The following is a 16,746-nucleotide window of genomic DNA, read 5'->3' on the forward strand; positions in this document are numbered from 1 at the left end:
CCCATTGTAAACTGGAAGACGTCATCACAGAAGAACGCAGAGGAGCAGAGCCTCAGGCTTCCTTTATCTCGGGTTCTTTCACTTTACTAATTAGCAGCGCCGCGGCTGCGAGTTCAGTCGTGGCAAAGATGTAGAAGGGCACAGCTGGACCAAATGTCTGGTAAGCGAAGCCTCCTGCAAGCGCACCTAAGCCAACAGCGAGAAAGCTGCTCATATCCCACAGTGCGTTTACGCGTCCCCTGACTGGTCTTGGCGTAAGATCGGCTTGAAGAGCCTCATGCGCCGGCGCGTAATAGATTCCCGCTGCCACAAGTAAGAGAGCGGACACCACGACTTGTGTAAGTGACTGTGACATAGTGAAAATTAGAATCATAGGAATTGTGAGCAGCAACGAAAACGCCATGGCTCTTTTCTTACCGAATTTGTCGCTGAGCCAGCCGCCTGGGATTCTCACAACGCTTGCCACCAAGATCTGAAGGCTGACGACTGCGCCCCAGTCGAAGGCGGTGAGCCCAACTACGTTTGACGCGTATAAGATGTAATACTGCGAGACTGCACCGTTGGCAAACACGACCAAAGCGTAGGAAGCCATTAGAGCTTTGAGGCTTTGAGGCAACCCGAGAAAGGAGGGCTTTTCAAAGCTCAGAATGCTGTTACGCGAAGGTGAACGATCTTTCTGTGCATCCTTAGGATGCAGTGTTTCTTTTAGCATTGCGAATAAGGGAATTATCGAGATCAGCGCAAAGACTGCTCCGTATATGCAAGCCACTTTGAACCCATCTTCTAAACCATATTTCAGAATGATCCACCCTCCAATTGACGGCGAGATGATTGACGGAAGTGTTGAGACGACTTGAAGAGCAGCAATTCCAGTGGTCCGTTTCTCGGGTGGAATAGAGTCGACAACAGTGGCGCGGGTTGCTGGATTAGATATAGCTCCAATCGCGGCGAACACAGTTATTAGGCCAAAAACTCGCCAATCCTGAGCGACTGCATATAAAAAGGGAAATACAGCGCCAAGCAAGGCTGCAGTAACCATGATCTTTCGCCTGCCATGATTGTCAGCTATGAAGCCTCCAATTGGGAGAAAGACTAGTTGAACCAGCGATGCGGCAAATGTTAGCATACCTAACGTGAATGGGTCACCGCCGATTTGTACGAAGTATAGGGGGAGATAAACGCCTATGAACCCGCCCATCGCCCTTATGGCGCTGCTTAAAGCCAATGCGGAGATATTTCGACTGAACAAAGAGCTGTTTTGCTGCCGTTCCTGCTCGGTTGCAACTGTCACTTGCGACAATTTACTAGTCCTTTGCCAGCTTGTAGTTTCTTGTTATGTTTTCTATGGCGCCGTTTTCGAAGGCGTATATTTCTATTAGGTTCTTTTTCCAGTCTCTTTCATACATATAGGGGTCGTCTACTCGTTTTTCGGAAGGATCAATGTGAATCCATCTTTTCTGCTGCTCATCCCACACCTCGGTCCACACGTGATCCGATATGTCAAGTATCAATCTCGCTCGATACCAGTGCGCTAGGCACAAGCTGGTGAAGAGAATGCTGAATTCACCGCATCTACCACGGCCATAAGCTAGAATTTCCCCTGGATCGTTGTGGCGTTTTATGTCTCCTTTGTCGAACTTCAACCGTTCATGCATCCAATCGAGTAACTCGCTTATCGTGTATCTTCTTTCAAACAACGCCATCAATCTGACAAGCAAGGAAGGCTCAGCTAGGTTTTCGCTTATTTCACGATACTTATCAATGGAATTCTGATGCGCGGACACCATGCTGTTAATCCTCGCTTCGTAGTTCTCTTTGGCTGCTGATCAAATGAAGAAGAAGGTTGCCGAATAGTTAGTAGTTGTGCAGCAAGAATCAATATTCACAATATCGCGCTTGACGGGGCACGTGTCAATGATATTTCCAAACTTATATCTGTAAAGAGCAGTGATTGGTAGAACCATGGCTCAAAAAGTAATCATGGACTCCAACTTCTTCTTCATTCCCTCACAGTTTAGGATCGACATTTTCGAGGCAATGATGAACTTGCTTAACCAGAAATACGAGCCGATCCTGCTCTCGACAACGCTTCAGGAGCTGCAGAAAATGGCGGAGAAGGGAGCGCCTGCACTTCGCAAACAGGCGCGAATCGCCTTGAAACTTGCGGAAAGATGCCAATTGGTCAATGTTGAAAGAAATAAAAGAGAGAGTGGTGACGACGTGATTGCCCGAGTTGCTGCAGAGTGGAAATGCGCAGTAGCTACAAACGACTCGGCGCTGAGGCGAAGATTAAGGGATATAAGCATCCCTGTAATCTATTTGAGGCAAAAATCCCGTTTGGAATTGGAGGGAAGCCTTTAACTAGCTAAAGGTAAACGTGGGTAGGGACAAATCATGTTCAAGCTTGTTTCTCTTGAGGATACCATCCGTATTCCGCCTGAAAAGTTCGGCGACCCAATTGAAGCTGTAGGATATGCCCAATTGAAAAGCAAGTATGAGGGCATGGTTGACGAGGAACTCGGCTACGTCATAGCTGTTACCGACATACAAATCAACCCTGTGGGCAAGATTATTCCAGGCGAGGGCGCAACCTACAACCGAGCTGTGTTCTCGCTGTTGACATTTTATCCAAAGCTTCAAGAGGTGGTGGAAGGCGAAGTTGTGGAAATCGCCGAGTTCGGCGCATTCGTACGAGTGGGGCCAATAGACACGTTGCTTCACGTTTCTCAACTCATGGACGATTTCATATCCTACGATGAAAAACAAGGCGTCTTAATGGGCAAAGAAACCAGACGCAAGCTGGCAACAGGCGACCACGTCAGAGTGCGCATCACAGCCGTCTCGTTGGGAAGGGGCGGAGGCTCAGGCAAAGTCGGTGTCACAGCGCGCCAACCCTTCTTAGGCAAGCTGGAATGGCTAAAACAGGATGTGGAAAGATTGAAGAGCGGCGCAGCAGAGAAACCCAAGAAAGCAGCGCCAACCGCTCCAGCAGCAAAACGAGCTAAGCGTTAAACCGGCGGAGGAGAAGCCTAGTCCATGGGCGGAAAAGCTTGCCGAGACTGCAACTACGTTACGACAGAAACCACCTGTCCAAACTGCAAATCCACTAGCTTCAGTGATGATTACTCTGGAATCGTCATCATTTTCGATCCGGAGACCTCAGCCATAGCCAAAGCCATGAAAGCCACGAAAAAAGGCAAATACGCCCTAAGAGTACGCTAGAAAGTTACCTTTTCTGAATAGCATCAATACGGAGAATTAAGTACATGAGCGTTAAACCAAAACACACACTCGTCCTCAAACCAGAGCTACGCCAAGAACTGAAGAATCCATTGGGATTGCTGATCAAAGGCACGCCAGAACAAACAATGAAGCAGCTGAGCCTGCTGATCCAGAGAGAAAAACCAGAATACCTAATCTCGGTTGGAGATGTCGTTTCCCAAAACATGCTGAAGACCGGCGTTCAACCGCACCTTATGATTGTTGACGGCAAAGTCATGAGAGAAAAAACTCAGACCATCAAAACACAGAAGAGCCGGAAGATAAAAGCCGAAAACCCTGCAGGAACCATAACCGCTCAATCGTGGCTAGTCGTCAAAGAGGCTTTGAGGCAGAAACAACCGACGCAGATCATGATTGATGGTGAAGAAGACCTGTTGACCCTTGTTGCTGTGTTGATGGCGCCGCAAGGCTCGTACGTGGTTTATGGACAGCCCCATGAAGGTATTGTAGCCGTCAAAGTGGATGAAACAGCAAAACACAAGGTGAATCTCATCATAAAGGCTATGGAGCCTCTCCCAAAAAGCTAAAGTAACAGATGTCGCATCAAATCAACGAACTCACATCACGAAGAGGACGTTTAAATGGAAGTTACAATCACGCAGCAGCAATACAACCCCTTGCTAAAGCGTAAGGAAATAGCCTTCACAGTTGATCATAAGCAGACGAGGGGCACACCAACACGCTTGGAAGTGCGCGATGAGTTGGCGCAAATACTCAAGGCAAAACCCGAAGTCGTCTACGTCAAACGTATCGGAACCAAAGCTGGAACCATGACTGCCACAGGCGAAGCCAACGCCTACGACTCAGTTGAACAAGCCAAACGCATCGAGCCAAAATACATAATCGAACGAAACACGCCAAAGGAAAAGAAAGAAGAAACCGAGAAAACCGAAGCTCAACCACCACCAACACAGAAGACTGAGCAACCAGCTAAAACAGAGGGATAAACTGCATGGCAGAAAAACCCAAAGGAAAGAAAGAGCAACCATCGACAGAAAAGGCAGCACCCAAAGCTGCAACTGAAAAGCCAACAGCGGCACCAGCGCCAGCTGGGAAACCAGTTGAAAAGCCTGAAGAAGCCGCACCCGCAGCCAAACCCAAGGGAAAGAAGAGACTCAAGGTTAGAAAGAAAGAAAAAGGCGCATTCACCCGATACAAGGTTGATGCCACTGGAATGACAAGGCTTCGCCCCTACTGTGAACGATGTGGACACGGCTACTTCATGGCTGACCACGGCGACCGTTACGCTTGTGGTCACTGCGGTTTCACCCGGTACAAACGAGAATGAGTGGCAGACTTAAATTCACGAAAACATCAATTATTGACTGAAAAAATGGGTTCTGATACATCATGATAAGGGTCGGAGTTTTCATTCACTATCTGTCAGCTGAACGATTGTGGGATGTTGACAAGCCCATTCCGCCAGTGCAGATTGCGACCAATCTCAACTTGGTGGGTGTGGAGAAGAAGAGCGACGACTTGCTCGAAGTGCCGTTTGTTTTCACCATCAACTATAATCCTGCAGTGGCACAGATCAGCGTGAAAGGAAGAGCGCATGTGACAGGCGAAAGAGAAGAGCTGAAGCAGATTCACAGCAGTTACACAGAGAAGAAGCCGCCACCACCAATCATCATACAGTCAATATCAAACGTGGCTTTCATAGAGTCCATCGTGATTACCCGAACCCTGAACATTCCGCCGCCGCTGCCGCTTCCTCAAATCCCGCCAGGACAAGCTGAAGGCAAAAAGCCTACCGAGCCATCCTACAGAACTTAGAGCAAGGAACTCGGTTCTTACTTCAATGGAACGTACATCGATGAACGCGAGGCGCCTATTCCAGGAACGCCGTGTTTGACCGGCTTATTTGTTATGGCGAACTCGCCTGTATAGTGCCCAATCATTTCAGGCTTTATCTCAAAGGCTGCAAACTCTTTTCCAGTGTGCACAAGGATGGTGACGCCTACCATTTCAGGTAGAATAATCATGTCACGTGCATGCGTCTTGATCGATGGACCTTTCTGTGCCTCCACTGGAGGACTCTGCTTGATCTTTCGTATGGCTTCGAGCAGTTTACGTTGTTCAGGGCTTAAGCCGCGTTGTAGGCTGCGGCGTTGACGCGATGGTAACAGCTTTATGAACTCGTCCATCGACATGGCTAACAGATCAGCAAAAGCGAAGCCACGGTAGTGGAATTCTCTCGGCATAGGCTTATCGTCCTCTGTTTTTTGAGTATGTTCGATTTGGGGTTAATTAACTTAGTGTTTGCACCTGCAACATGCTGTGTAACTTTTATATGGTCTGTGGGCTTGTTTGTGTTTAGCGGTGGGTCTAGGCGGGGGGCTAGGGGTCCCTTGAAAGGCGCCGAAAGGCGTCTTGACCGTAAACCCTCTATACGACGGGCTGAAGGCTGAGGTGAGGCGTCAAAGAGCGCCTTGTCTTTCAGTCTCTGGCTATGAGTGTCGGTCCCTTGGGGCTGACGGTCAGGCGAACCTGGCCAGGCCCGGAAGGGAGCAACCTAAACTTGGACGTTCAGCGCTCAGGGGAGAGCCGACATGAGATAAGGGGCTGAACTGGCTGGGTGCAAACTGGGCGTCAAGCTTCAGTGATCCACCGCCTTCTGTCAGAGCAAGACACATCGATCTGAATGGAGTCTTGAAACTCAGATGCCAACAAAGGAAATGACAACGGAAGAAATCGAACAGTTCCTCCTCAACTCGCGGGTAGGCAGGCTCGGCTTAACATTACCCGAAGGCCCGTACGTTGTTCCCCTCGGCTATGCCATTGCGGATAGCAAGGTCTTCTTTCACACATGCAACAAAGGCTTGAAAATGAAAGCACTCAAAAACCACCCTGACGTGTGCTTTGAGGTTGACGAGTCACTTTCCGATGCCTCCATGTACAAGAGCGTAATCATGTTCGGCAAAGCAGAAATCATCGACGACAAAGAAAGAATGATTCCCTACCTGCAAAAGCTCATCGACAAATATCGAGTCTCCGAACCCTTTGACGACTATATGAGCAAACCTGGAAGAAATCGCGATAAGGAATTGGCAGCAGTGCGCATCTGCGTGATAACTCCCACGAAAACCACAGAAAAGAAATTCATCGCGAAAAGCGATTTTCACTCTTCCACATAGCTTTTCTCTTCTCATAAAAAGAGTTAAGTCCAACAGTGCGCTGCTGTTTATTCTGGCAACAATGGCGATTCAACATTGAAATCCAAAGGCTTAGTCATCGCGGTTTCAGGCAAAGGCGGCGTTGGCAAAACTACAACAACCGCCCTGATGGCCAAGATTCTAGGCGAGACTAACCCAGAAAAAAGTGTGTTGGTCATTGATGCTAACCCTGATTCTAACCTAGCTGACGTTTTGGGCATTCCTGTAACTCGCACTGTGGGCATTGTCACAGAGGAATTGAAGAAGTCTTTGGAAAAATCGGAGATTCCGCCCACAATGACCAAAGAGGACATCTTGGAGACGCGTATCTTTGAGATTCTGCGTGAAACACCGAGCTTCGATTTGCTTGTGATGGGACGCGGCGAAGGCGAAGGCTGCTACTGCCCCGTCAATGCTTTCTTAGCACACATTGTAGACCGGTTGATGAGCAATTATGATGTGACCCTGATGGACATGGAAGCAGGACTAGAACACTTAAGCCGCAGAACTGACCGAGACGTCGACATAATGCTTGTTGTAACCGATCCCAGTTCCATGGGCTTAATGACTGCTCGCCGCATCAAGGAAGTAGCCAAAGAAGTGCACATAGAATTCAAGAAATACTGCTTGATCGGAAACAGGTGGAAACCCGAATTGGAACCCATGCTTCAAGAGGAAGCCAAGAAACTAGGTTACGAATTCATGGGCATCATTCCAACCGACGATAACATATTTGCCCACAACTTGACTGGAAAATCATTACTCAATCTGCCATCGGAGAGCCCAGCCATACCAGCAGTGAGGCAAATACTGACCCGGATAGGTCTGTTGAATTCAACAAGCTGACTTGGAAATCCTAGCTTTCTCGGCAAACGTCGGCTTCTTAGCCTGCAACAGCTCTTCAACCAGTGACCATTGTCGCTGATAAATGTGGCAATTTTTTGAATGCATAATCATCTTCCCCGTATGCACTTCTTCCCATCGGTTTCCACACTTGTCTTTACCTCGGCTATTGAGCTCCTTTACAAAGGCTTCACTGAAAAGCTGCAGTCCAGCTAAGTTCGCAGGCAACGCAGCGTAGGCGTCCCAAGACCGCCAGTATCCTGTGAGAGCAAGTTTGAGCCTCTTGTCAGTCAAGTCTCGGGCAACCTCAGTGTCCAGAATCGTCAAGCACGGCGGCTCATGCCTTTTACCCCTGTGCACTTTTTGTATGTCTTCAGGAATCCGCACAACTAGGGTAACTTGACGGTCGAAAAGCTCCTCCCCATAACGTTTGATTGCAGCTTCTATTTGATCGACAGGCAGGCGAAGTCGGCTGGAGTAAGTGTAGGTTTCGTCTGGTTTCTTCTCGCCGAACCACAAATACTCCATGAAGTAATTCATCACGTACCGCATGTCACACGAAGCCTTCTCGTGCAGCAGCGGCTTGTTTTCAGGATGAAGAACCTCCAGAGTGACCTCCAGCTTCTTAGTCTCAGTTATCTCTGAACCATAACGGACGCTGAAATCCTCACCTTCTTCTGAAATTCTCTTCAGAACTTGATACCAAGCATCTGGCAGGTCGAAAGCTGTTATTTTAACGTGTTTCATGTCTCGCGACGCCCTCTATTTCTCTCACAAACTACATAAAAAATCAGCATATAAACATGGTTAACATGAGCTCGAGAAAAATCACTTTTCATTTAGAAGGCATCAGATGAGTTTTCATCTTCTCCTGAAGAGTAGCGGTTGCTAAGAAGGCCACAAGCCCAGAGTCTTAATGGCTTCAGCCACTCTTCCCACGCCCAATATCAGCGCTGCAACACGCATATCAACTTTCTGCTTGCTCGAAATCCCATAGACATCGTTGAAAGCTTTGACCATCATCCGCTCTAGTCTCGCGTTGGCTTCCTTCTCGCCCCAACGTTCACGCGTCAAATTCTGCGCCCATTCAAAATAGCTTGCGGTGACGCCGCCTGAGTTAGCCAAGATATCAGGTATAATGAACACGCCTTTCTCGTTGAGGATCTTATCAGCCTCCGGCGTGGTTGGTCCATTGGCTGCTTCAGCTACAATCTTAGCATTGATCTTGCCCGCGTTCCTCTTGGTGATCTGGTTTTCGAGAGCAGCAGGAGCCAGAATATCACATGGCAACTCCAGCAGTTCTTCGTTCGTAACTTGCTTGGCATCTTTGTAACCATAGACCGAGCCTGTTCGATTCTTGAACTCCAAAACTTTGAGCGGATCCAAGCCTCTGGGGTTGTGTATCCCGCCTTTAGAGTCGCTTACAGCTATGACGCGGTATCCGTCTTCATGCATTATTCGCGCAAGGTTCCATCCCACGCTACCGAATCCCAAAATCGCAACAGTGTGACCTTTAGCCCTCATTCCAAGGTGTTTGACTGCCTCCCGAATGCAAAAGGCAACTCCTCTCGACGTGGACTCTTCCCTAAGTTTGAAGCCGCCCAAGATTGTAGGCTTGCCCGTGACTGACTCAGGCACGCTGTAACCTTTGAACAGGCTATACGTGTCCATGATCCAAGCCATAGTCTGCTCATCAGTGTAAACATCAGGCGCTGGCACATCACGATACGGACCAATATAATCCAAAAGCATGGTCGTGTAACGACGGGTCAAATGTTCCAGTTCGTGGCTCGACATTACCTTAGGATTGCAGCACACGCCACCCTTTGCACCACCGTATGGTATGTCCACAACAGCGCATTTCCAAGTCATCCACATGGCTAAAGCTGTGACTTCGTCTAAGGTTACGTCTGGGTGATACCTCAACCCGCCCTTGAATGGCCCGCGAGCGTCGTTGTGCTGAACACGGCATCCTAGGAAAACCTTGACTGATCCATTGTCCATTTTAACAGGAAGAGAAACGATCAACGCTCTCTTCGGATACTTCAGAACTTCATGGATTCCAAGATCAAGGTTCAGGTATTCAGCTGCGAGGCTTAGCTGTTGAAGAGCTACATCCTTTGGATTCGGTTTCGTTTCTTTCAGCATAAGGACTGCACCTATTCGCTTCGTTAAGCCAGAAACAAACATAAAACACTAGCGTTGTTCAGGCTGTTTTCGAGACAGAACTGGCAGGTACTCTGCGAAAACAACGAGAAGAATCAGAATGACTATGAGGATGATGCCCTCGCGAGTTCTGATGTACAAGGGAATAAAGCCGATCCATGGAGCCTTACCAACCACCTTGCCAATAAGACGTCTCTCAGAAACCATGCCTTCCCACACATCGTCACCAAACCAACGGTCTTCACCAAAGTTCGCATCACCCTGAGTTCGGAAATACCAAAATCCCTCATGAAATTCCTTGTAGACTGCCCGATGCACGATTAGTTCACCATCCATACGAGGGCTTCTGAACACGATCACGTCGCCGTCCGGTTCTGGAGCCGCATTCAATGATGACGCGTCTGGAGCACCTTGAACCAGTATGAGGTCACCGACGTTCAATGTTGGAATCATGCTTCCCGAGGCAACAGTCAAAAGAGGATATTCCGTTCTTAAGCCTGCTCTTAAACCGAACCAGAAAGCCATGACGCCTCCAATTATGATGACAGCCAAGATTACAGTCTTCACGTAACCATGCTTCATAGCATTTGACAGTCTAGATCTCAAGGAAGCCAATCTTTCGCCAGCTTTTTTTGCCTCTTAATCATCGGCGTCGCAACTTATTGTTGCAGAAGAGATACATCAATATGCTAAAAAACTTACCGCTGTTTCAACACATGAACCCTCATTTGTGAGAATCGAAGAAACGTTGAGTGTGGCCATAAATAACATTGGATTTCAAACTATGGCACAAGAATCGAGAAAATAAATAGGGGAATGGCTGGATTCTTTAGCTGCACTTGTTGGTCCAAGAACGCTCTGTTGGCATGTTAGTAATCAACGCTCTAAATCTTGCGCTTATTCAAGACGACGCGGAATGGTTTGTGGCATTTAGGACAGTCGAAAAGCCCAATTTCAAGCTGCATTTTCTTGCCCGCTTTGTCCGGTCGACCAGCCATAGTCCATTTCTTTTTTGGAGAGCTAACTTCTGTTCCACATTTTGGACATTTAGCCATAATGGTTCCTCCACCATGACTGGCTACAATGGTTAATGTTCAATGGATAAATAACTTATGGTATGTCTGAAGCACTCGAAAAGTTCATCATATATATGTAAACAGTCAACATAGGCGGCGACGAGGATACACGAAGTTTTTAAATGAATGAGAACATGGCAACAATGGCTCCATGGGCCATATTGATAAACACATTCATGGAAATCATGGTAGATGAGCATGGTTGAAAGGGGTTCAAATCGTGTTTTTATGGGATTTTTAAGGCAAAATCTATCTGATTACTTCTAAAGACCATCAATATTCACGTAATAGAATGGAGAAATGGGAAAACTCGCAATTTTGCCGTGGATTACGCAAATCATGGATGCATCGCTTTGCTGTGAGCCATGAGAGTTCGAGGTTAACCTTGTGTAGAAAAGCAACAGGCAGGGAAGCGTGCTGTATCTAGGGAGGGAGTCATGCTCCATATAGTTTATTAGGTGTGTCGGAAACATTATTTCTTGCGATATCACACAGATTCATGTACGACACAGTTTGAGAGCGTTGAGCGGTGATGTCACAAGCGGATAGCGTCGTTCAGAAGAAGTCAGCAGTCTTTCGGGAAGTCTACTCCATCGCCGAACCCAACGTGTACGCAGCTGTCGTCCGCGATCCCATGACACAAAAAATGCGCTACGAAGTCATCGAACCCACTCTTCTACAAGAAGAACAGAAGCATCTAGACGAGATCAAAGCGCTCCTCATGGAAGAACTAGACGTCAGCGTCAAAGACTTGGAAACCACAGAAAAGGCCACTGACTACCTCAGACGCCAAGTCACTCAAGTGATCAAGGATTACAAGCTGAAAATTCCAGCAGAAGCCGTTAACAAACTCATGTACTATATTGTGCGTGACTACATCGGCTACGGCAAGATTGACTCGCTCATGCGCGATCACATGATCGAGGACATTTCATGCGACGGCGTGTCGATTCCAATCTACATTTGGCACCGAGAGTACGAATCTTTACCAACAAACATCCTTTACAAAAGCGCGGAGGAGCTTAATTCATTCATAGTTCGACTTGCATTTCTTTCTGGCAAGCAGATTTCTATAGCGTCTCCTTTACTAGACGCTTCTCTTCCAGATGGCAGTCGTGTCCAACTAACTTATGGTCGTGAAATTACTAGAAGAGGGTCAACCTTTACAATTCGTAGATTCCGTGTTGACCCGTTAACCATATCAGACCTTCTTACGTTTAAGACCCTTTCAGCCGAAATGGCTGCTTTCCTCTGGTTCGCCATTGAAAACAGGGCTTCAGTTCTTGTGGCTGGCGGAGTTGCATCTGGAAAAACCACCTTACTCAACTGCCTGTCGATGTTCATTAAGCCTGAATTCAAAATCGTCAGCGTAGAAGACACCGCTGAGCTAAACCTGCCCCACGAAAACTGGATTCCATCTGTGGTTCGAACCGGTAGCGAGAAAGAGCACACAGGCATCACTTTGTTCGATCTATTAAGAGCGGCTGTGCGGCAACGACCCGATTACATCATTGTAGGCGAGGTTCGAGGTGAGGAAGCATACACGCTGTTTCAAGCCATGGCGACAGGACACCTAGGAATGTGCACCCTCCACGGCGAATCAGTTGAATCCGCTCTCAGACGCCTTGAAGCTGCGCCTATGAACATACCAAGATCGCTGTTGCCAATGATTGACATAGTGCTTGTTCAGGGCAGAACGGAAATCGCAGGCAAACCAGCACGAAGAGCGTTTTCAGCAACCGAAATGGTTGGTCTAGATCCGAGAACCAAGGAACTGCTTACAAACGATGCCTATCGCTGGAATGCTGGCACTGACTCTTTCCTATACCTAGGTCGAAGCTACGTGCTAGAGAGAATTATGAAAAGACTGAGTGTTTCACAGCAGGACGTTCAAAATGAGTTGGTGATGAGGAAAACCGTGCTTGAATGGATGGTGAAAAACAAGATTAGAAAATACAGCGACGTAGCCAACGTAATCCGTGAATACAACGTTGATCCAATGCGCGTATACCATAAAGCCAAGGTAGGTGTCTGATCTGAAACTAAAGGGAGTCAATAATGGCCTTAGAAAAGCCTGCGTTCGATTGCAGAGTCTGGCGCGTCCTCTTCTATCCTTTTTGCACAAGCGTTCAGACGTCGCAGACCACAAGCTCAGTGGCGATTCAAAGGGCACATCAAAACCCCAGGTTTTGGCTTACCGACTGCTCGGTGAGAGAACGGTCAGGTTGTTGCCACTTTTCAAAGATGTGGACACAAACCTAAGCAAATCGGGTTTGAAAGTCAGCTTTAAAGGCTATGTAAGTCTCGCCATCTTGACAACGCTGCTCGTGACAATTGCGGTTCTTTCTGTTGTGCCAATGGTTTCACTACTGGTTCTTCACTTTTCGCCGATGCTGACGCTTTTATATACTGCTGGCGCAACATTGTTGGCCGCGGCATCCTCAATCATTGGCTTCTACCTCTACCCCATCATAAAGGCTGACGGCGCAAAACGAAGCGTTGAGGAAGGTTTGCCCTTTACGACTGGTTATCTCTCGATTTTGGCGGGTGCAGGTGTCCCTCCAGCGCAGATGTTTCGTTCTTTGGCAAACATTGATGCTTCTTTGTCGATTTGTCAAGAAGCCAAAAACATCGTCAGAGATATTGAGTTGTTCGGAGTTGACGCAATCTCAGCTTTGGAATCTGCTTCCAAGCGCACTTCGTCGGAGAAGTTCAAAGAACTGCTCGAGGGCTTCATAGCCACGATGCATTCGGGCGGTGAGCTTAACAAGTATCTTTCAGATCGATCGACGCAGTACATGAGGTTGAAGAGAATAGCACTTCGACGTCTCGGAGACACGTTGGGCGTTCTGGCTGAGTTCTACGTGGTGTTGCTGGTTGCGGGACCTTTGATCATGGTTGTTATGCTAGCAGTTATGGCTATGCTGGGCGGAGGCATGCCTGGCCTGCTCAACCCCAGACTGCTCCTAAATCTCTTGACTTATTTGGGCATTCCTTTGGGCTCAATCGTCTTCTTAATCATGCTGGACATAGTTTCGCCGAAACGGTGATCAAAGAGACATGCCTAAGGTTGAGAAACGTGAGAAACAAGTCGCTTGGATCGTTTCCTTAGCCTTAGCTACTGCTGTGCTCCTTACCGCTGTTGTTAGGCTTTGGGGCTTGCCGATCTTCGATGAGTACGTCGTTCTAGCCATGGTCATAACGTTGTTTCCATCAGCAGTTCTCGACTATGTGGATTATCGCTGGCGACGTTCAGTTGATGAGCATCTGCCAGACTTGTACCGAGCTATTGTTCAATCGGAGAAAACTGGCATGACTCTGACTCAGGCGGTTGAGGAAGCAAGCAAGCGTCGTTATGGTCCGCTGACTGCCGAGTTGAAGCGCATGGTGGCGCAGATGTCGTGGGGCAAATCCTTCGAAGAAGCTCTGCAGTCCTTCGGCGCAAGAGTCAACACCTCCTTGACTAAACGGAGTGTTCCATTAGTCATTGAAGCAAGCCGTTCAGGTGGTCACGTCGAGAAGGTTTTTGAACCTATGGGCAAATTTGTTCAGTCGACATTGCTGGCTGAGAAAGAACGCCAAGCGCAGACACGCCCATACGTCGCCATTGTCTATGTGGCCTTTTTCGTGTTTCTCTTCACTGTCATAATGTTGTTTACAACGTTTTTCGTGCAGATGAGCGAATTACCCACTCTGAACGTTTCGCTTATGTCAACTGACGAGGCGAGGCGGCTTTTCTTCCACATGAGCACTGCTCAGGCTTTGTTCGGTGGACTAGTGGCTGGTAAAATGGGTGAAGGAACCGTAAGCGCCGGTTTCAAGCACAGCGTCATCTTATTGGTGGCAGGGTACATAGCGCTCAAACTCTTGATCTGAGGAGGCAAAGGACATGCTCAAACTGTGGCGCAACAAAAGGGCGATTACACCAGTGCTGAGCAATGTCTTACTGTTGGTCATCGCTGTAGCAGGCATGTCCATTTCAATAACAGCGACGTACGTTATTACAGGCAACTTGCGCGAAACAATGGGAGAACGCTTCATAGTCGAAGATGTATGGTTCATATCAGGGGGCATATCCATCTATTTGCGCAACACCGGTAAAACAGGCATAAGCGTTGTCGGAGTCTATGTGGATTACATCACGCAATCGTTTACGCCTCTTCAGTTAGAGCCGCTTGAGCAAGGCTGGACAAACCTAACCTACACATGGACTGCAGACACAGCTTACTACATGAAAATCGTCACGAGTAGAGGCACCCAAGTTGCAGACCATTATAAATCGCCTACATGATTTCAGGCAGAACCGAAAGGGATTGAGCAACATAATAGTGGTGGTCCTCAGTCTCGTAATTCTGGTTGTTATTGTTGCCAACGTAATCTTATGGAGCTACCAGATGAACCAGTTGGACTGGGAGAGGACACAGGAGAGCTTTGTCATAAGCAGCGTTACGCCGATAACTCGTTCTTCATGGTTTGCGGCGCAGGGCGAGTACCAGCTACTTCAAGGCAGTCGAATAAGCGGGACCTATTTGGATACGCAACTCGTTGATGGCGTTTACGAGAGATTCCGAGAGTCACCCCCGCCGCGTGAACTCAATCTTAACGGAACGTTTTCAATCGACGTTTCGACCTATCCCTTGTCGACCATTCAGAGTGTTGAAATTCAACTAAGATATGCGGTTGATGACGTCGGCGAAAGATGGTACATAAGGGCTTACAACTGGACATCCCGAACATACAGCGACAACGGCTTCAATTCAACTGCAGGTCACTTACCCAGTGTTGGATGGAATTACTATGCAGTCAACCTAACGAGCAAATGGCGCAGCTACGTGTGGGACGACGGCAGAATCATCGTCCAAGTTCGTGATCAAGGACCCGATTCAACACGCACAAACATTGACATAGACTATCTAGCCGTCAGAGCCGCAGTCAACGGCGCCACCTTCAGTTTCGAGAACGAAGGCTCGCGCACAGCGCATCTAGTGTCTATTTGGGTTAACAATGCCACAACACACAGACGATACGAGACAGACATATTTGTGAATTCAGGTGACACATTCTCTTATACGCGCTTGGATATTCCGTTGCCAACTGGACAGTATACAACAAAAGTTGTCACTGAACGAGGCAACATGGCAATCTACACTGGCGGCTAAGACAAGCTAGGTTCAGAGGTAATCTTAACTAGACCCATAGTCTTCTCTAAGGTTTTCAAAGCTTCCTTCTGACCTTTACCCTCAATCAACTCAATCTTGTACAATCCAGCCAGTTTCCTTCCGTTTTCGCTCATTCGAGGAATAGCGATAAGTATTGCCCTGTCTGGAGCCACATCGTAGACTTTGGCGAACATTGCGATGATAGCTTGCTCCGAGACAGCATCCTCTCCTGAAGTAGCCAAATCAATGACTATAACTTGACGCATTGTGTCGCCCTTCCATGCGGCAATGTCGAACATGTGGCTTGCGCCTGATTTGCCTTTCAAGAACCCAGGGCTTTCAACGTCAAATCCAAGGCCCTTAAAGAATTCCCGGAGCGGAGCCACCAAAATGTAGCCAACGCCAGCCTCTTTTATCACGTCTTGATTCAATGTGTAGGAATATACATCTCTGTAAATAGCGTCTTCAAAAACGAAGATGTTCTTGCACTCACGACAGAAGTGTGAAGTAACAGGGATGTCAAAGTTCTTGTTGCACTCGTTGCATGCGCACCAGACACCAGCCTTTCTGTAGTTAACATCAGGCTTGTCCAAGTCGTTGTGGCAACGAGGGCAGACAAGTCTCTCTTTCTGTTTGAAACGGTCTTCCACATCAATATAACCGCACTGAATGTGCTCAACAAGAGAGCTCTTTTTCACGTTGAAGGATTTGCAGTAGGGGCAGCAATACCTGACAGAAACACTGCTGGAGCTACATTTGGGACAGCTTATTACTTTGTCGATAACCTCCCTTATTAAGATGCCAATTTCATGAAGGCGGTTCAGGAATTCTTCAGCAGCAGCCGCATCGCCTGTTACCGCTTCAACCAGAGGATAAGTGTATCCATGTTTTGAGTCGAATATCGGATCAAGTTTGTCAATCTCACCGCTGAGGAGCTTGCCGAGAATCAGTTGGGCGCGGTGATCCCGATAGATTTCAGATCGCTCCGCGCTCAAACTCTTAGCCATTTGCCTTTTCTCCTCAGGTCAGGCGCTCTTGTTCAACCTCACTTTTCAATATCTTTTA

Annotated in this window: 22 protein-coding genes and 1 other RNA gene; 15 read left to right on the plus strand and 8 right to left on the minus strand. The window is 47.8% G+C overall.

Annotation, left to right across the window (positions count from 1 at the left end; genetic code table 11):
* Positions 1-52: 52 nt before the first annotated feature.
* On the minus strand, positions 53-1,291 hold the full coding sequence (locus tag VJ249_05720) for an MFS transporter (protein HKZ94061.1): 1,239 nt from the start codon (positions 1,289-1,291) through the stop codon (positions 53-55).
* A gap of 13 nt (positions 1,292-1,304) precedes the next feature.
* Entirely contained in the window at positions 1,305-1,787 is a 483-nt protein-coding gene (locus VJ249_05725) for a transglutaminase-like domain-containing protein (GenBank protein HKZ94062.1), read from the minus strand.
* Between the two features lie 175 nt (positions 1,788-1,962).
* Here VJ249_05725 and VJ249_05730 point away from each other — a divergent pair, with 175 nt between their 5' ends.
* The 7 genes from VJ249_05730 (at position 1,963) to VJ249_05760 (ending at position 5,058) form a co-directional block, all read left to right on the plus strand.
* Entirely contained in the window at positions 1,963-2,361 is a 399-nt protein-coding gene (locus VJ249_05730) for a nucleotide-binding protein (protein HKZ94063.1), read from the plus strand.
* Between the two features lie 33 nt (positions 2,362-2,394).
* Positions 2,395-3,012, plus strand: coding sequence for a DNA-directed RNA polymerase (locus VJ249_05735; protein HKZ94064.1), 618 nt, complete (start codon positions 2,395-2,397; stop codon positions 3,010-3,012).
* Between the two features lie 24 nt (positions 3,013-3,036).
* A complete protein-coding gene (spt4, locus tag VJ249_05740) occupies positions 3,037-3,222 on the plus strand; it encodes a transcription elongation factor subunit Spt4 (GenBank protein HKZ94065.1) in 186 nt (61 codons plus the stop codon).
* A gap of 44 nt (positions 3,223-3,266) precedes the next feature.
* Positions 3,267-3,809 (plus strand): GTP-dependent dephospho-CoA kinase family protein, encoded by a 543-nt coding sequence (locus VJ249_05745; GenBank protein HKZ94066.1) that lies wholly within the window; start codon positions 3,267-3,269, stop codon positions 3,807-3,809.
* A gap of 54 nt (positions 3,810-3,863) precedes the next feature.
* On the plus strand, positions 3,864-4,229 hold the full coding sequence (gene rps24e, locus VJ249_05750) for a 30S ribosomal protein S24e (GenBank protein ID HKZ94067.1): 366 nt from the start codon (positions 3,864-3,866) through the stop codon (positions 4,227-4,229).
* 5 nt (positions 4,230-4,234) lie between these two features.
* Positions 4,235-4,570 (plus strand): 30S ribosomal protein S27ae, encoded by a 336-nt coding sequence (locus VJ249_05755; protein HKZ94068.1) that lies wholly within the window; start codon positions 4,235-4,237, stop codon positions 4,568-4,570.
* Positions 4,571-4,632: 62 nt separating this feature from the next.
* Positions 4,633-5,058, plus strand: a complete 426-nt coding sequence (locus VJ249_05760) for a hypothetical protein (protein ID HKZ94069.1) — start codon at positions 4,633-4,635, stop codon at positions 5,056-5,058.
* A gap of 17 nt (positions 5,059-5,075) precedes the next feature.
* Here VJ249_05760 and VJ249_05765 read toward each other — a convergent pair whose 3' ends face one another.
* The gene (locus VJ249_05765; GenBank protein ID HKZ94070.1) at positions 5,076-5,522 is read right to left on the minus strand and encodes a 30S ribosomal protein S19; all 447 of its coding nucleotides are present in this window, start codon (positions 5,520-5,522) and stop codon (positions 5,076-5,078) included.
* An 80-nt stretch (positions 5,523-5,602) separates the two neighbouring features.
* On the opposite strand from VJ249_05765, the gene ffs reads away from it, so the two are divergent.
* From ffs to VJ249_05780, 3 genes are all read left to right on the plus strand, one after another.
* Positions 5,603-5,895: signal recognition particle sRNA (gene ffs / locus VJ249_05770), an RNA gene on the plus strand.
* Between the two features lie 50 nt (positions 5,896-5,945).
* On the plus strand, positions 5,946-6,419 hold the full coding sequence (locus VJ249_05775) for a pyridoxamine 5'-phosphate oxidase family protein (protein ID HKZ94071.1): 474 nt from the start codon (positions 5,946-5,948) through the stop codon (positions 6,417-6,419).
* 75 nt (positions 6,420-6,494) lie between these two features.
* Positions 6,495-7,283: a P-loop NTPase gene (locus tag VJ249_05780; protein HKZ94072.1), complete on the plus strand. Its 789-nt coding sequence runs from the start codon at positions 6,495-6,497 to the stop codon at positions 7,281-7,283.
* Here VJ249_05780 and VJ249_05785 read toward each other — a convergent pair.
* The 4 genes from VJ249_05785 to VJ249_05800 form a co-directional block, all read right to left on the minus strand.
* Positions 7,272-8,027: a thymidylate synthase gene (locus VJ249_05785; protein ID HKZ94073.1), complete on the minus strand. Its 756-nt coding sequence runs from the start codon at positions 8,025-8,027 to the stop codon at positions 7,272-7,274. The genes VJ249_05780 and VJ249_05785 overlap by 12 nt on opposite strands.
* A gap of 141 nt (positions 8,028-8,168) precedes the next feature.
* Entirely contained in the window at positions 8,169-9,428 is a 1,260-nt protein-coding gene (locus VJ249_05790; protein ID HKZ94074.1) for a Glu/Leu/Phe/Val dehydrogenase, read from the minus strand.
* 48 nt (positions 9,429-9,476) lie between these two features.
* The gene (locus VJ249_05795; protein HKZ94075.1) at positions 9,477-10,052 is read right to left on the minus strand and encodes a signal peptidase I; all 576 of its coding nucleotides are present in this window, start codon (positions 10,050-10,052) and stop codon (positions 9,477-9,479) included.
* A 278-nt stretch (positions 10,053-10,330) separates the two neighbouring features.
* Positions 10,331-10,501 carry a chorismate-binding protein gene (locus VJ249_05800; GenBank protein HKZ94076.1) on the minus strand — a complete coding sequence of 57 codons (171 nt, stop codon included), beginning with the start codon at positions 10,499-10,501 and terminating at the stop codon, positions 10,331-10,333.
* Between the two features lie 553 nt (positions 10,502-11,054).
* Between VJ249_05800 and VJ249_05805 the strand changes: the two genes are divergently transcribed.
* The 5 genes from VJ249_05805 to VJ249_05825 are packed head-to-tail and all read left to right on the plus strand — an operon-like array spanning position 11,055 to position 15,681.
* Positions 11,055-12,557, plus strand: a complete 1,503-nt coding sequence (locus VJ249_05805) for a type II/IV secretion system ATPase subunit (GenBank protein HKZ94077.1) — start codon at positions 11,055-11,057, stop codon at positions 12,555-12,557.
* Positions 12,550-13,572, plus strand: a complete 1,023-nt coding sequence (locus VJ249_05810; protein HKZ94078.1) for a type II secretion system F family protein — start codon at positions 12,550-12,552, stop codon at positions 13,570-13,572. The genes VJ249_05805 and VJ249_05810 overlap by 8 nt, the downstream gene beginning before the upstream one ends.
* Before the next feature lie 10 nt (positions 13,573-13,582).
* Positions 13,583-14,398 carry a type II secretion system F family protein gene (locus VJ249_05815; GenBank protein HKZ94079.1) on the plus strand — a complete coding sequence of 272 codons (816 nt, stop codon included), beginning with the start codon at positions 13,583-13,585 and terminating at the stop codon, positions 14,396-14,398.
* Positions 14,399-14,411: 13 nt separating this feature from the next.
* Positions 14,412-14,813, plus strand: coding sequence for a hypothetical protein (locus VJ249_05820; protein ID HKZ94080.1), 402 nt, complete (start codon positions 14,412-14,414; stop codon positions 14,811-14,813).
* Positions 14,785-15,681: a hypothetical protein gene (locus VJ249_05825; GenBank protein HKZ94081.1), complete on the plus strand. Its 897-nt coding sequence runs from the start codon at positions 14,785-14,787 to the stop codon at positions 15,679-15,681. Before VJ249_05820 ends, VJ249_05825 begins: the two co-directional genes overlap by 29 nt.
* On the opposite strand, the gene VJ249_05830 is transcribed toward VJ249_05825, so the two are convergent.
* Complete coding sequence (locus VJ249_05830) at positions 15,678-16,688, minus strand: hypothetical protein (GenBank protein HKZ94082.1); 1,011 nt, start codon at positions 16,686-16,688, stop codon at positions 15,678-15,680. The genes VJ249_05825 and VJ249_05830 overlap by 4 nt on opposite strands.
* Positions 16,689-16,746: the final 58 nt, after the last annotated feature.

The organism is Candidatus Bathyarchaeia archaeon, assembly GCA_035283685.1.
Taxonomy (GTDB): domain Archaea; phylum Thermoproteota; class Bathyarchaeia; order Bathyarchaeales; family Bathyarchaeaceae; genus DATETJ01.